The organism is Nocardia fodinahabitans (assembly GCF_052983615.1).
The window spans coordinates 2,745,397-2,759,726 of sequence record NZ_JBRJJC010000001.1 but is presented as its reverse complement, the minus strand read 5'-3'; the positions used below and the strand labels follow the sequence as shown (position 1 = coordinate 2,759,726).

The following is a 14,330-nucleotide window of genomic DNA, read 5'->3' as shown; positions in this document are numbered from 1 at the left end:
GGAGTGCCAGGGCATCGGCAAGCCAATGCCATGCGGCTCGGGCGATGTCGCGATCGGACGACCGCGGCGCGACGCTGATCCGAGCCGGGCGCGCGGCGATACGCAGAGGCATAACCCCATGGCGGGCGAGAGCCCGCAGCACCTGAGGCATAGGAGGTAACGGTGACCACACACCTCGGCGGCGACGATTTCACGCTGCTCCCCGATCTGGCGGTTCGATCGCTCGGTGGTTCGGTGATCTGGGCGAACGACGAGTTCTTCGCGGAGAAGGAGAACCTGGTCAACCCGGATCCGTCGGAGTATCGACCGGCCACCTTCGGGCACAAGGGGCAGGTCTACGACGGCTGGGAGACCCGGCGGCACCGCGGCAAGCCTGGCGACGACAGCGCCGTCGTGCGGCTCGGTGTACCGGGTGTGATCCGCGGCGTCGTGGTGGACACCGCCTGGTTCAAGGGCAATTACCCGCCCGAGGTGTCACTGTCGGCGCTGGTGGTCGAGGGTTATCCGCCGGCCGAGGAGATCGCCGCCCGCACCGACTGGGTGACCCTGCTCGACCGGGTGAAGGTGGATGGCGACAGCCGCAACCCCTTTACCGTCGACAGCGAAAGCCGCTGGACCCATGTGAAACTCACCATGCACCCGGACGGCGGCGTCGCCCGCCTGCGCGTGCACGGCGAGGGCAGGCCTGACCCGGCGCTGCTCGGCCTCGGCCCGCTCGACCTGGCCGCGCTGGAGAACGGCGCGCTGGTCCTCGACTGCTCCAACCGCTTCTACAGCTCGCCCAACCAGCTGCTCTACCCCGGCCTGGCCAGGGTCATGGGCGACGGCTGGGAAACCGCGCGCCGCCGCGACGACGGAAACGACTGGGTGCGGATCAAATTGGCCGGTCCGGGCGCGATCCGGCTCGCCGAGATCGATACCTCCTGCTTCCTCGGCAACAGCCCCGGTTCGGCCTCGCTCACCGGCTTCACCAACGACGGCACCCAGGTCGAACTGCTGCCGCGCACCGAGCTGCTCCCCGATACCAGGCACCGGTTCGCGCTCGCCCCCGCCGCCGCCTCGGTGGAGGAGGTGCGCCTCGACATCTATCCCGACGGCGGCCTCGCGCGGCTCCGGCTCTACGGGGAGCTGGGATGAGCTCGGTATCGCGCAGCGATTCCGGGGGGATCGGCGGTCGGGCGACGGGTGGGCACGACATCCGTGATTTCGTCGGCTACGGGCCGAATCCGCCGGACCCGCAGTGGCCCGACGGCGCGCGGGTCGCCGTGCAGTTCGTGCTGAATTACGAAGAGGGCGGTGAGAACAACGTCCTCGACGGGTCGCCGCACTCGGAGACCTTCCTCTCCGAGATGACCCCGGCCGAGGCGTTCCCGAACCGGCACATGAGCATGGAATCGCTCTACGAGTACGGTTCCCGCGCCGGGCTGTGGCGGGTGCTGCGCGCCTTCGAGCGACGCGAACTGCCGCTGACCATCTTCGCGGTGGCGCGGGCCATGCAGCGCAATCCCGAAGCGGTGGCGGCCTTTCGGGAGCTCGGCCACGAGATCGCCTGTCACGGGCTGCAATGGAAGTCCTACCAGCTCATCGATCGCGACATCGAGCGCGCCGACATGGCCGAGGCGGTACGCATCCTCACCGAGCTGACCGGCGCGGCCCCGCTGGGCTGGTACACCGGCCGCGATTCACCGAACACCAGGGAACTGGTCGTCGAGCACGGCGGATTCGTCTACGACTCCGACTCCTACGCCGACGATCTCCCGTACTGGACCGAGGTGCGGGGCCAACACCACCTGGTCGTCCCCTACACGCTCGACACCAACGACATGCGCTTCGCCTCCCCGGCCGGCTTCGCCAACGGCGACGAGTTCTTCGCGCACCTGCGCGACGCGTTCGACGTGCTGTATCGCGAAGGCGCCGAGGGCAAGCCGAAGATGCTGTCGATCGGATTGCACTGCCGTCTCGCGGGCCGCCCCGCCCGGACCGCCGCGCTGGAACGGTTCCTCGATCACGTGCAGGCCCACGACGGGGTCTGGGTCGCCCGGCGGATCGATATCGCCGAACACTGGCGCAAGGTGCATCCGCCGATGGCGTGACCCCGGCCACGACTTCACCGCAGTCCGGGCCGACCGGACCTCACCCGCCCCGCCGCCGTGCGTGCGGTCCTGGCATAGCTCCGGCCCCACTCGTGAGGAGCGGGGCCGGGTCTCGTGCTCAGGCGAAGAGGCTGCGGACGAACGGCAGGGAGTCGACGAGGGAGGCGTTGACCGTGCCGTCGTGGTCGGTGGGGTAGGTGCGGACGGTGACCGGCTGGCGGTTCGCCGTGAGCACCGCGGCGAAGCGCAGGGTCTCGGGGGTGACGACATCGGTGTCGCGCAGGCCCTGGCCCAGGAACAGGGGGCGGTCGTAGCCGGATTCCGGCAGGCCCATGTAGCGCGCGAGCAGGCCGTGCACGTCGGGGATCGATGACAGCGGGCGGGCGAACATGCTGCCCGGGCTGGGCTTCGCGGCGGCGAGTTCGTCACCGAGCGGGCCGATGCAGCCGGTCTCGGCGCGCGCGACCCAGTCGCGGCCGGACTCGGTGAGCAGGCCGTCGATGTCGAGCTCGGGGAAGGTGGTGCGCAGGCCGTTGAGGATGTAGAGCACGTAGGCCGACAGGTGCGCGCTCAGCGCGATCGGCGGCATGCCCGGGCCGAGCAGCCCGATCACGTCCTCGATGTAGGCGGGCACGCCGGTGCCGACCGCACCGCGATAGTCGAGGGCCGGACCGCCGAACTCGGTGGCGTAGCGGGCGGTGAACACCGCGGCGCCACCACCCTGGGACTGGCCGACCACGGCCCACTTGTTCGACAGGGCCGGATACTGCGTGGTGGCCGCGTGCACCGCGTCGACGACGTTGTGCGCCTCCACCACGCCGTTCAGATACGGATGCTCGCCCGGACCGCCCAGGCCCGCGTAATCGGCCGCCACGACCGCGTACCCCTGGCTCAGCCAGGTGCTCAGGTAAGCCCAGTCGCGCTCGACCGCGGCGGGCCCGGCCACGCTGTACGCGCAGTCGTCGCCGAGGCCGACGGTGCCGTGCGCCCACGCGATCACCGGCCATCCGCCGGCGGGCGCCTCGCCCGCCGGGAAGTACACGGCCGCGCTGGTCGTGGTCGGCTGGTCGCCCGCGGTCGTCGATCGGTAGATCAGCCGCTCGGCCCGTGCCGACCCGGGCAGCGTCGCCGCGGCGGACAGCGCCTCGACGCGGACGACACTCCCGGCCCGTTGTCCCGGCTGCGCGCCCGCCGCCGTCGGCACCAGACTCACCGCGGCCGTCGCCGCGACCACCGCCAGCGCGATCTTCGACGTCGCCGCGATCCTCGTAATCCTCATGGGGCCACCCTCTCGTCTTCGCGGACGAGTGTCCAGGACGGCTGGCGCCGCTCCCACTTCCGGGGTGTGCGGCGATGTCGAGTGGCCGATCGCCGAGTGCAGTGACGACACGCACACCATTCCCGCCCGGCGTGGTGTGTGAAACAGGTCACAGGGTGCGAGAGTGGGGCGTATCGGGCGGCGCCCGGACGGGAAGCGCTAACAGTACGGGCGTTATGCTAAAACTCCTGGTCAGCGCTACCGGTCGGTAGGGTGGGTGCTTGCAATTAGCCCGCAAATTTCGCAAAGTTAGCAAACGCGGCGGCAAACCTAGCTGAGATTCACATAAGCAACAGGTAGACGGCTATTTCCTGGTGTGCCATCGTGTGGAAGTACACCCCTCAGGCCCTAGCTAGTCCTAGCAAGCCTGCAAATTGCTTCAGCAGTACGAGTCGCGCAACCGAAAGCGTTAAGCCGCCGGTTGTTTCACGGCTGGACCGTAGGAGCACCGACCACATCGAGGAAGTGGAGTCAGAGATGTCGACTGTCGGCACCCCGAAGACCGCTGCGGAGATCCAGCAGGATTGGGACACCAACCCGCGCTGGAAGGGCATCACCCGCAACTACACCGCCGAGCAGGTCGTCGCCCTGCAGGGCAACGTTGTCGAGGAGCACACCCTCGCCCGCCGCGGTGCGGAGATCCTGTGGGACCTCGTGAACAACGAGGACTACATCAACTCCCTCGGCGCCCTCACCGGCAACCAGGCCGTGCAGCAGGTTCGCGCCGGCCTGAAGGCCATCTACCTGTCGGGCTGGCAGGTCGCCGGTGACGCGAACCTGTCCGGCCACACCTACCCCGACCAGTCGCTGTACCCGGCGAACTCGGTCCCGTCGGTGGTCCGTCGCATCAACAACGCGCTGCTGCGCGCCGACGAGATCTCCAAGGTCGAGGGTGACACCTCGGTCGCCAACTGGCTGGCCCCGATCGTGGCCGACGCCGAGGCCGGCTTCGGTGGCGCGCTGAACGCCTACGAGCTGCAGAAGGCGATGATCGCCGCCGGTGCCGCCGGTGTCCACTGGGAGGACCAGCTGGCGTCGGAGAAGAAGTGCGGCCACCTCGGTGGCAAGGTGCTGATCCCCACCCAGCAGCACATCCGCACCCTGACCTCCGCGCGTCTGGCCGCTGACGTCGCCGGCGTGCCGTCGGTGATCATCGCCCGCACCGACGCCGAGGCCGCCACCCTGCTCACCACCGATGTGGACGAGCGTGACCGTGAGTTCCTGGACGGCACCCGTACCGCCGAGGGCTTCTTCGGTGTGAAGAACGGCATCGAGCCCTGCATCGCGCGTGCCAAGGCCTACGCCCCGTACTCCGACCTCATCTGGATGGAGACCGGCGTGCCGGACCTCGAGGTCGCGCGCAAGTTCGCCGAGTCCGTCCGCAGCGAGTTCCCGGACCAGCTGCTGGCCTACAACTGCTCGCCTTCGTTCAACTGGAAGGCGCACCTGGACGACGCGACCATCGCGAAGTTCCAGCGTGAGCTCGGCGCGATGGGCTTCAAGTTCCAGTTCATCACCCTGGCCGGCTTCCACTCGCTGAACTACGGCATGTTCGACCTGGCGTACGGCTACGCCCGCGACGGCATGACCTCGTTCGTCGACCTGCAGGAGCGCGAGTTCAAGGCTGCCGCCGAGCGTGGCTTCACCGCCGTGAAGCACCAGCGTGAGGTCGGTGCCGGCTACTTCGACACCATCGCCACCACCGTGGACCCGAACACCTCGACGGCTGCCCTGAAGGGCTCCACCGAAGAGGGCCAGTTCCACTGAGACATGGTCGCGGCGCCGCCGCGACGTGTTCGCCGCCCGGCGGCGAACGGGCTCCTCGAGGTCGCCCTACCGGGCAGCTTTGAGTAGCAACGCATTTCCTCTACTCCGGTAGGGGTGTACGCCCTCTCCTGTCGATCAGCCCCGACAGGGGAGGGCATCCCTATACTTTGGGTACTTCGGGTCGCAGACCCCAATGGTTTTCGGCCCGTCCCCGGCTCTGGACTGACCGGAGGGCGCGACGAAGGAGTGCCCGTAGGGAGGGAAGAGCCGGGGCTTAGGGCCGAAAACCCGCGGCGCCAGCCGCCAAAATTACAGGAGCGGGACGTGAGCAGCGAGAAGATTCAGCGCGTCGGCATCATCGGCGCCGGACAGATGGGCGCGGGCATCGCGGAAGTGTGCGCACGCGCGCACGTCGACGTTCTCGTCTACGAGACCAGTCGCGAACTCGCTGCTGCGGGCCGCGCTCGGATCCTGCGCTCGCTGGACCGTGGCGTGAGCAGCGGCAAGATCACCGAGCGGGAGCGGGAGCAGGCGGCCTGGCGGCTGCGCTTCACCTCCGATCTCGGCGACTTCGCCGACCGTCAGCTGGTCGTGGAGGCCGTTGTCGAGAACGAAGAGGTCAAGACGGCCATCTTCAGCGAGCTGGACAAGGTCGTCACCGACCCCGACGCCGTGCTCGCCTCCAACACCTCCTCCATCCCGATCATGAAGATCGCCGTCGCCACCGCGAACCCCGAGCGCGTGGTCGGCCTGCACTTCTTCAACCCGGTGCCGGTGCTGCCGCTGGTCGAGCTGGTCACCACCCTCAAGACCAGCGAGCCGGTCGCCAAGCGCGCCGAGCAGTTCGCCGCCGACATCCTGGGCAAGCAGGTCGTCCGCTCGGCCGACCGCTCCGGCTTCGTCGTCAACGCGCTGCTGGTGCCGTACCTGCTCTCGGCCATCCGGATGGTCGAGTCGGGCTTCGCCACCAAGGAAGACGTCGACAAGGCGATGGTGCTCGGCTGTGCCCACCCGATGGGCCCGCTGGCGCTGACCGACCTGGTCGGCCTTGACACCGTGAAGTCGATCGCGGACTCGATGTACGCCGAGTTCAAGGAGCCGCTGTACTCGGCTCCGCCGCTGCTGATGCGGATGGTCGAGGCGGGCCTGCTGGGCAAGAAGACCGGCGCCGGCTTCTACCAGTACGGCAAGTAGGGGTTTGCTACCCGGAGGCCACCGTCATCACCGACTACGCGATGACGGTGGCCTTCGGCCATTTCGGGGGTGTTTGCAGGGGGAACAGCGAAGGGCCGCGCGCGCGGCCTAAGCTGCTGTAGCCGGGCGCGCCAGCGCGGCCCGGTGATATGTCGAGCGCAGCAATGCGCGGGTCCGGCGTCGTCCGGGTACCGGCGCAGGTGATCGAAAGGGAGTATCCCGGTCATGGTCAACGTCACCGATGGATTCGGGTCGAGCGTTCTCGGATACCCGAGGATCGGTCCGCACCGCGAGCTCAAGCGTGCGCTCGAAGCGTACTGGCGCGGATCGCTGGAGCGCGAGGAATTGCTCGCGGTAGGCCGGGACATCCAGGAGCGCCAGTTCAACGAGCTGGCCGCGACCGGGCTGACCCAGGTCCCCGGTAACACCTTCTCCTTCTACGACCACATCCTGGACAACGCGCTGCTCTTCGGCGCCGTGCCGTCTCGGTTCAAGGAGCACCAGGAGGGCATGCACCCGCTGGACTTCTACTTCCTGATGGCACGCGGCAACCCCGACCTGCCGCCGCTGGAGCTGGTGCGTTTCTTCGGCACCAACTACCACTACCGCCAGCCCGAACTCGACGCCGACTCCACGTTCTCGCTGCACCCCGAAGCCCTGCTCGACGAGTGGGACCGGGCGATCGCGCGCGGGATCGAACTGCGTCCGGTCGTGCTCGGCCCGGTGTCGCTGCTGCTGCTGTCGAAGGCCGGGCACGTGCCGGGCGAGGCCGAGTTCGACACGCTGAGCCTGCTCGACAAGCTGCTGCCGTTCTACGAGGAGCTGTTCGAGATCCTCGCCAAGCGCGGCTCGACCTGTGTGCAGCTCGACGAGCCCTGCTTCACCGGCGAGCGTTCGGCCGCCGAGCTGGCCGCCTTCGACAAGGCCTACCAGCGGCTGGCCAAGGCGCCGCTGCGCCCGCGCATCCTGGTCACCGGCCAGTACGGCGATTTCGGTGAGGCGCTGCGCATCCTGGCCGCGAGCAATGTCGAGGCGATCGGCCTGGACCTGTCGTCCTACCGGATGACGCCGGAGGAGCTGGCCGCGATCCCGGGGATCAAGCGCAAGCGGCTCTACGCCGGTGTCATCAGTGGCACCAATGTCTGGCGTGCCGATCGTTTCGTCACGTTGAGCTACCTGAACTCGATCGCCGAGGTCTGCCCCGACCTGGTCGTGTCCACCGGCACCACGCTGCTGCACGTGCCCTACGACGTGCTCGCCGAGTACGACATCGACGGCAATGTCGCCGACCGGCTCGCCTTCGCCAAGCAGAAGGTGGGCGAGGTGGTCTCGCTGGCCAAGGCGCTCACCGAAGGCCCGTCGGACCACTGGCGCAAGCGCCCGACCGAGGTGCACTTCAAGCAGAAGCACGCCGTGCGTCAGCGGGTGTACGCGGTGACCCCGGAGATGCGCGAGCGCGAACCGTACATCGAGCGCCGCGCCGCCCAGCAGGAACGGCTGAACCTGCCGGTGGTGCCGGCGACCACGCTCGGCTCGTTCCCGCAGAGCGTCAAGCTGCGCCAGGCCCGCCACGAGGTGGCCCAGGGCAGGCTGTCCGAGCAGGACTACCGCAAGCAGGTCGAGGCCGAGATCGAGGCGACGATCCGGTTGCAGGAGGACATCGGCCTCGATGTGTTCGTGCACGGTGAGCACGAGCGCAACGACATGATCCAGTTCTTCGCCGAGCAGCTCGACGGCATGGCCACCACCCGCTTCGGCTGGGTGCAGGTGTACGGCTCGCGCTGCGTGCGCCCGCCGATCATCTACGGCGACGTCTCGCGGCCCGCGCCGATGTCGGTCGACTGGACCACCTACGCCCAGTCGCTGACCGACAAGCCGGTCAAGGGCATGGTCACCGGCCCGGTGACGATGCTGGCCCGCTCGTTCGTGCGCCAGGACCAGCCGCTCTACGAGACCGCCGACCAGGTGGCCCTGGCCATCCGCGACGAGGTGGTGGACCTGGAGAAGGCGGGCATCGCGATCATCCAGGTCGACGAGCCCGCCATCCGCGAGCTGCTGCCGCCGCGCCCACAGGGCCGCGAGGAGTACCTGCGCTGGGCGGTCGGCGCCTTCAAGCTGGCCACGTCCGGCGTGCGGGCCGACACCCAGATCCACACCCACATCGGTTACTCCGGCCGCACCGAGGTGGTCGACGCGATCGAGCAGCTCGACGCCGACGTCACCGCGATCGTGGCCACCCGCTCGATCGAATGGGTGATGCAGGCCCTGACCGAGGACGTCGCCACCGGCCACGGCCTCAGCCACGGCGTCGGCCCCGGCGTGTACGAGAGCCGCTCGGCCCGCATCCCCGATATCGACGAGCTCGACGAACTGCTCACCCAGGCCGCCGAAGCGGTGACCCCGCAACGACTCTGGGCCAACCCGGACGGCGGCCTCAAGACCCGCCACTACTGGCAGCTCGAGCCCTCGCTGCGCAATATGGTCGCCGCCGCGCGCCGCGTGCGCCGCCGGGCACTGGCCGCCGAGGCGGCCGAAGCCGCAGTCGCCGCCGAATAGCGCGAAGGTCGAACGGGCGCACCGGAATCCGGTGCGCCCGTTGTCATGTCCGGGGGATCCACCCATGTCGACGGCAGCCCCGGCACCGCGCCGAGCGCCGAGAATCTGCTGGTGCTCTACTTCGACGGCGAGGCCGCGATGTTCGACGCGGTGCGGCGGCTCGGTGAGTTCGGCGCGGAGCCGGTTCCCGCCGAGAACCCGTACTGGGCGGCCAACGGCGGCATGGCCTTTCCCGATCCGGACGGGTGGATCGTCATGCTCGTGCCCCGGCCGGTGTTCTGATGCCGGGACGCGCGCGCGAGGACCGGATCGACGCCGCGGTGCTCGCCGCGACCAGAGAGGTGCTCGACGACAACGGTTATGCCGAACTGTCCATCGGCGAGGTGGCGACCAGGTCGGGCATCCATCGGCCCGCGATCTACCGGCGCTGGCCGTCCAAGCGGCACCTGGTCGTCGCGGTGGTCGCCGAGGCGCTGGGCGTGCGGCCGACGCCCGACACCGGCGACCTGCGCGCGGATCTCACCGTGGCACTGCGTGATCTGGTCGCGGCGCTGCGCGACACCTCGCTCGATCGGGTGCTGCCGGCACTGGTCGCCGACCTCGCCAACGATCCCGACCTGCGCGCGCACTTCCTGGCGACGGTCTTCGAACCGCGCCGGGCGAGCACCGCGACCGCGCTGCGCGCGGGGATGGCGCGCGGCGAGGTCGACCCGGGCATCGACCTGGACTTCGTCCTCGACGCCGTGGCCGCGCCGATCTACTTCCGCGCGCTGTTCGGGCACCTGCCGCTCGATACCGCGCTGGTCGAGTCCTCGGTGGAAGCTGTTGTGCGCCTGGTGCGCCCGGCTCGGTGACCGATCGCGGCGACGGCCGCAGGTCAGACCCTGGTGATCGGCGGGACGACGTAGGTCTGGTCGAGTACCGCCGGCGCGGGCTCATACATCCGCAGGGCCGGACGGAAATCGCCCTCCGGCGCGGGGAGCCAGTTCGCGCGGGCGGCCGGATCGACCGGTTCCTTGTGGCTGATCGTGATGGTGACGGCGCCGTCGCTCTCGGTGACGAGGCCGGGAGTGCGGTCGCCGATCGAGTAGCGGTCGACGGGGTTGTCGACCAGGAAGAAGTCCGGCGCCGAGTACATGGTGATCGACCAGAAGGCGCCGACCGGCGGGGTGGGGTCAAGGCGCAGGGTGTAGGTGTTCGCGCCGGTGAGCTGGGTGCCCTGATCGTCGACATAGGTCAGGAAGTAGGCCGCTTCGTAGGCATGGTTGCCCCAGAGGCCGCTCTTCGCCGCGACAGCTCGGGTCATGATCCGCTGCTCCGGGTCGGCGATCTTGAAATGGTCGTCGTCGATCGTCCCGACTTCGAAGAAATCGAGGTTGTAGTCGAAGCTGTGCAGCATCAGCTGCCAGCCGTTGGCCTCCACGCTCGGGCCATGCGTCAGCGCGTCGGCCAGCCGCTGCTCGCCGGTGGTCAACCCGGTGCGCAGGGCGGCCGTGGTCTCGGTGTCGGGTGCGGCGTAGGGGGAATCGCCGGTCCGCGTGAGGCCGATCGGCGCGAAGGATTCCTGCACGGCGCGATCGCGATCGGCCGGGGGATAGGTCTGTGACCAGAGGCGGAGCCGCTCGAGGAACAGCCAGGCGGTGTCGACCGCCGGGTCCGGTGTCGGCAGGCCCATCGGCTGCGCCGCCGGTTCGAGCTGGGTCAGTGTCGTCGCGTCCTGCAGGGCATGGACGGCGGGCAGGTCGGCCGCACCCGCGCAGGCCCAGCGGCCGACGATCGTGGCCACGGTGGTGGGGAAGCGGATGACCGTCACGTCGGCGGGTGCGGTGCCGCGCCATCTTGGCGGTACGAGCAGATAGTCGCCCGCGCGGGTTCCGGTGGCGCGATGCCCGACGTAGGCGAAGTTGTCGGTCCAGGCGTCGACGAACTGCATGACGTAGTACCGGCCGTCGGTGTCGGGGACATGCAGGCGCACCGGGCCGACGGACAGGTCCACCGGGGCGATCGAATACACGGTGTCGTTGTTGACGGTGACGAAGGTCGCGTCCGGCCCGGCCAGGGTGCGGGCATGGGAGAACGAATTGAACGGGGTCGGCGGGTTCCCGCCGATGCCGGCGTGTACGAATCGATCGACCTGTTCGAGATTGAATACGAGGGGAAATCCGTACAGGTAGGCCCGTGCCGTCAGCTCGGACATCGTCTGGTTCGTCATGCGCGCTCCTCGCCCTCGGTTCGCGCCCACCACCGGGACGCGCGACCCCACCTTCGGCGATATCCGATCGGTCGGCATCGCCCGGACAGGATGAAATTCAGATCAGTGGCTCAGCGCGGCGACGCCGAACATCGCGGCCACACCGGTGACGGTGCTCAGCAGGGTCAGCCGGGACGGGTGTTCGGCATGGGCCTCGGGGAGGATGTCGGAGGTGGCCAGGTAGAGCAGGAAACCGGCGAAGTAGCCGAGGTACAGGCCGATCCACTGCTCAGGGACCTTGATCAGGGTGCCGAGAATCGCGCCGACGACGGGGGCGATGGCATCGAGCCCGAGCAGGGTGAGGGCCCGTTTGCGGGCGTTGCCGTAGAGGGTGGGGATGGTGAAAGTGTTGAAGCCGTCGGCGAAGTCGTGACAGATCACCGCGATCGCGACCGACATGCCGACGGTCGCGCCCGCCTGGTAACCGAGGCCGATGCCGAAACCGTCCAGGGTGCTGTGGAAGATCAAGCCCGCGGCGGCGAGCAGCCCGACCGACTCGAATCCGTGGTGGTGCGAACCGAATTCGCCCTCGTGGCCGGTATGGATCGCGACCGCGCGCTCCAGGATGTGGATGCTGAGGAATCCGACCACCGCCGCGATCAGCACCACCGGCACGCCGTACACCTCGCCCGAGGACTGCTCGAGCGCCTCGGGGATCAGATCGAAGGCGACCAGCCCGAGCATGACGCCCGCGGCCAGCCCGAGCACCAGGTGCTTGCGGTCGCCGATCCGCATGGCGACGAAGCCACCGAACAGCGTCGACAGCATCGACACCAGGGACAGCAGGATCGCCATTCGGCCTACTCCTCGGCCTGGTCGGCGGGCTCCGGCTGCTTGGACTTGCGCTTCTTCTTCGGCGGCGGTGGGGTGTCGGCGTGCTCGGTGACCTCGTAGCGCCGGACATAGGCGCCCGCGAAACCCTGCAGCGTCGCGGTCACCGGGATGGCCAGCAGTGCGCCCGTCGGCCCGAGCAGTGCCGCGCCGGCGACCACCGCGCCGAAAGCCACCGCCGGATGCATGTCCAGGGTGGTCGCGGTGATCCGCGGCTGCAGCACGTAGTTCTCGAACTGCTGGTAGGCGACGATGAACAGCAGGATCCACAGCGCGGTGATCGGATCGTGCACCAGCGCGACCAGCACCGGCAACGCGCCGGCCAGGTAGGTACCGACGGTCGGGATGAACTGGGAGACCACGCCGACCCACAGCGCCAGCGCGAACGCCGACGGCACATCGAGCACCCGCAGCGCGACAAAGTGGGCGACCGCCGAGCACAGCGCCAGCAGCGCGCGCGAATAGATGTAGCCGCCGGTCTTCTCGACCGCGATGTCCCACGCCCGCAGCACGTGCTTCTGCTGCTTGGGCGGCAGCAGCGAGCACACCCAGCTGCGGAAGCGCGGACCGTCGGCGGCGAAGTAGAAGGTGAACAGCAACACGCCGAGCAGCTGGAAGATCGCGCCGATCGCGACGGTGCCGATGCCCCAGACGTTTCCGGCCAGATCGACCAGATAGCCCTCGATCGTGGAGCTCCACTCCGAGGCGTACTTGGTCAGGTCGTCGCCGGAAAGATCCTGGTCGAACGTCGAATTGAACCAGTCGACCAGGTCCTGGACATAGCCGGGCGCGTCGCCGGCCAGCATCGTCACCTGACTGATCAGCAGCGCGCCCAGCGTCCACACGAACGCGACGAGCACCAGCAGCAGCACACCGAACACCGCACCGGTGCCCGCGCCGCGCCGAACACCGCGGGCGGCAAGCCAATTCACCGCGGGTTCGATCGCGAACGCCAGGAACAGCGAGACCAGCAGTACGGTCAGCAGGCCCTGCAGTTTGCCGAGGATCCAGAACGCCGCGATCAGCCCGGCGACGGCCAGCACGGCGTACAGCAGTGACCGCGGCAGCCAGCGCGGCGGCGTGCGGACCGTCCAGAACGCGGGCAGCGCGGGGCCGGTCGCCGGTGCCTGCGCCACATCGGCGGGGCCAGAGGTCGATTCGTCGTCGGCAGCCACCTCGTCACGGTACCGAGGCGGCCGGGGTTCGCGCCCGCTGGCGCGCTGAGGTCAGATCGTGGCGGTATCGATCACGAAGCGGTACTGCACGTCGCTGGCCATCACCCGGTCGTAGGCGGAATCGATCTCGTCGGCCGAGATCAGCTCGATCTCGGCGCCGATGCCGTGCGCCGCGCAGAAGTTCAGCATCTCCTGGGTCTGGGCGATGCCGCCGATCATCGAACCGGCCAGCGAGCGCCGGTAGCCGGCGAGGTTGCGCCCGGTGACGCTCATCGGCTGATCGGGCAGGCCGAGGATGACCAGGGTGCCGTCGAGGGCGAGCAGCCGCAGGTAGTTGTCGATCGGCAGGTTCGCCGAGACGGTGTTGATGATCAGGTCGAACTGCCCGCGCAGCTGGCGGAACGTGTCCTTCTCGCTGGTGGCGTAGTAGTGCGTGGCGCCCATTCGCAGACCGTCGTCGCGCTTGCGCAGCGACTGGCTCAGCACGGTGACCTCGGCGCCGAGCGCGGCGGCGATCTTCACCCCGACGTGGCCGAGCCCGCCCATGCCGATGATCGCGACCTTCTTGCCCGGCCCGGCGTTCCAGTGCCGCAGCGGCGAGTACAGCGTGATGCCCGCGCACAGCAGCGGCGCGGCGACATCGAGGCCGATGCCCTCGGGAATGGCGACGACAAAGCTCTCGGTCACCACGATCTGGGTGGAGTAGCCGCCCAGGGTGTAGCCGCCGGGCTGGGCCTGTTCAGGAACCGGTGTGTTGTACGTCCAGGTGGCGCCGTTGGCGCAGTACTGCTCCTCGCCGGCCAGGCACGGTACACATTTGCCGCAGGAGTTCACCAGGCAGCCCACGCCGACCCGGTCGCCCACCTGGTACTTGCGCACCGCGGAGCCGGTGGCCGCGACGATGCCCGCGATTTCGTGGCCGGGCACGCACGGGTACTTGCTGCCGCCCCACTCGTCGCGGGCGGTGTGGATGTCGGAGTGGCAGATACCCGCGTACTTGATGTCGATCAGGACGTCGTCGGGGCCGAGTTCACGGCGCTCGATCGTGACCTTCTCGAAGAACCCGTCGGGGGCGGGGATGGCGTAGGCGGCTGCGGTGCTCATGAAGACATGCCTACCGCCGCATGCGTCGTTTGCCAACCGGC

The 14,330-nt window shown here is 68.9% G+C and carries 12 protein-coding genes; 7 read left to right on the top strand and 5 right to left on the bottom strand.

Translation table 11 applies throughout. The annotated features are described in order from the left end of the window. The first annotated feature begins 162 nt into the window (after positions 1-162). The gene (gene alc / locus NV348_RS12865) at positions 163-1,137 is read left to right on the top strand and encodes an allantoicase (RefSeq protein ID WP_447147133.1); all 975 of its coding nucleotides are present in this window, start codon (positions 163-165) and stop codon (positions 1,135-1,137) included. Then, positions 1,134-2,093, top strand: a complete 960-nt coding sequence (gene puuE, locus NV348_RS12860) for an allantoinase PuuE (protein ID WP_447147132.1) — start codon at positions 1,134-1,136, stop codon at positions 2,091-2,093. Before alc ends, puuE begins: the two co-directional genes overlap by 4 nt. 118 nt (positions 2,094-2,211) lie before the next feature. Here the strand turns inward: puuE and NV348_RS12855 are convergent, their stop codons facing one another. Beyond that, positions 2,212-3,372, bottom strand: a complete 1,161-nt coding sequence (locus NV348_RS12855; RefSeq protein WP_447147131.1) for an alpha/beta hydrolase — start codon at positions 3,370-3,372, stop codon at positions 2,212-2,214. 516 nt (positions 3,373-3,888) lie between these two features. On the opposite strand from NV348_RS12855, the gene aceA reads away from it, so the two are divergent. The 5 genes from aceA to NV348_RS12830 all read left to right on the top strand — a co-directional run bounded on the left by aceA (position 3,889) and on the right by NV348_RS12830 (position 9,782). Then, positions 3,889-5,178, top strand: a complete 1,290-nt coding sequence (aceA, locus tag NV348_RS12850) for an isocitrate lyase (protein WP_447147130.1) — start codon at positions 3,889-3,891, stop codon at positions 5,176-5,178. Positions 5,179-5,502: 324 nt separating this feature from the next. Beyond that, positions 5,503-6,372, top strand: a complete 870-nt coding sequence (locus tag NV348_RS12845; protein WP_218722035.1) for a 3-hydroxybutyryl-CoA dehydrogenase — start codon at positions 5,503-5,505, stop codon at positions 6,370-6,372. Positions 6,373-6,597: 225 nt separating this feature from the next. Continuing rightward, on the top strand, positions 6,598-8,928 hold the full coding sequence (gene metE / locus NV348_RS12840) for a 5-methyltetrahydropteroyltriglutamate--homocysteine S-methyltransferase (protein ID WP_447147129.1): 2,331 nt from the start codon (positions 6,598-6,600) through the stop codon (positions 8,926-8,928). Between the two features lie 45 nt (positions 8,929-8,973). Further along, a complete protein-coding gene (locus NV348_RS12835) occupies positions 8,974-9,210 on the top strand; it encodes a hypothetical protein (RefSeq protein WP_447147128.1) in 237 nt (78 codons plus the stop codon). Then, positions 9,210-9,782, top strand: a complete 573-nt coding sequence (locus tag NV348_RS12830; protein ID WP_447147127.1) for a TetR/AcrR family transcriptional regulator — start codon at positions 9,210-9,212, stop codon at positions 9,780-9,782. The genes NV348_RS12835 and NV348_RS12830 overlap by 1 nt, the downstream gene beginning before the upstream one ends. Before the next feature lie 23 nt (positions 9,783-9,805). Here NV348_RS12830 and NV348_RS12825 read toward each other — a convergent pair whose 3' ends face one another. From NV348_RS12825 to NV348_RS12810, 4 genes are all read right to left on the bottom strand, one after another. Next, a complete protein-coding gene (locus NV348_RS12825; RefSeq protein WP_447147126.1) occupies positions 9,806-11,140 on the bottom strand; it encodes a DUF1254 domain-containing protein in 1,335 nt (444 codons plus the stop codon). A 102-nt stretch (positions 11,141-11,242) separates the two neighbouring features. Then, positions 11,243-11,974 (bottom strand): ZIP family metal transporter, encoded by a 732-nt coding sequence (locus NV348_RS12820; protein ID WP_447147125.1) that lies wholly within the window; start codon positions 11,972-11,974, stop codon positions 11,243-11,245. A 5-nt stretch (positions 11,975-11,979) separates the two neighbouring features. After that, a complete protein-coding gene (locus NV348_RS12815) occupies positions 11,980-13,185 on the bottom strand; it encodes an AI-2E family transporter (RefSeq protein ID WP_447147124.1) in 1,206 nt (401 codons plus the stop codon). Positions 13,186-13,236: 51 nt separating this feature from the next. After that, positions 13,237-14,289 carry an NAD(P)-dependent alcohol dehydrogenase gene (locus NV348_RS12810; protein WP_447147123.1) on the bottom strand — a complete coding sequence of 351 codons (1,053 nt, stop codon included), beginning with the start codon at positions 14,287-14,289 and terminating at the stop codon, positions 13,237-13,239. Between the last annotated feature and the right edge of the window lie 41 nt (positions 14,290-14,330).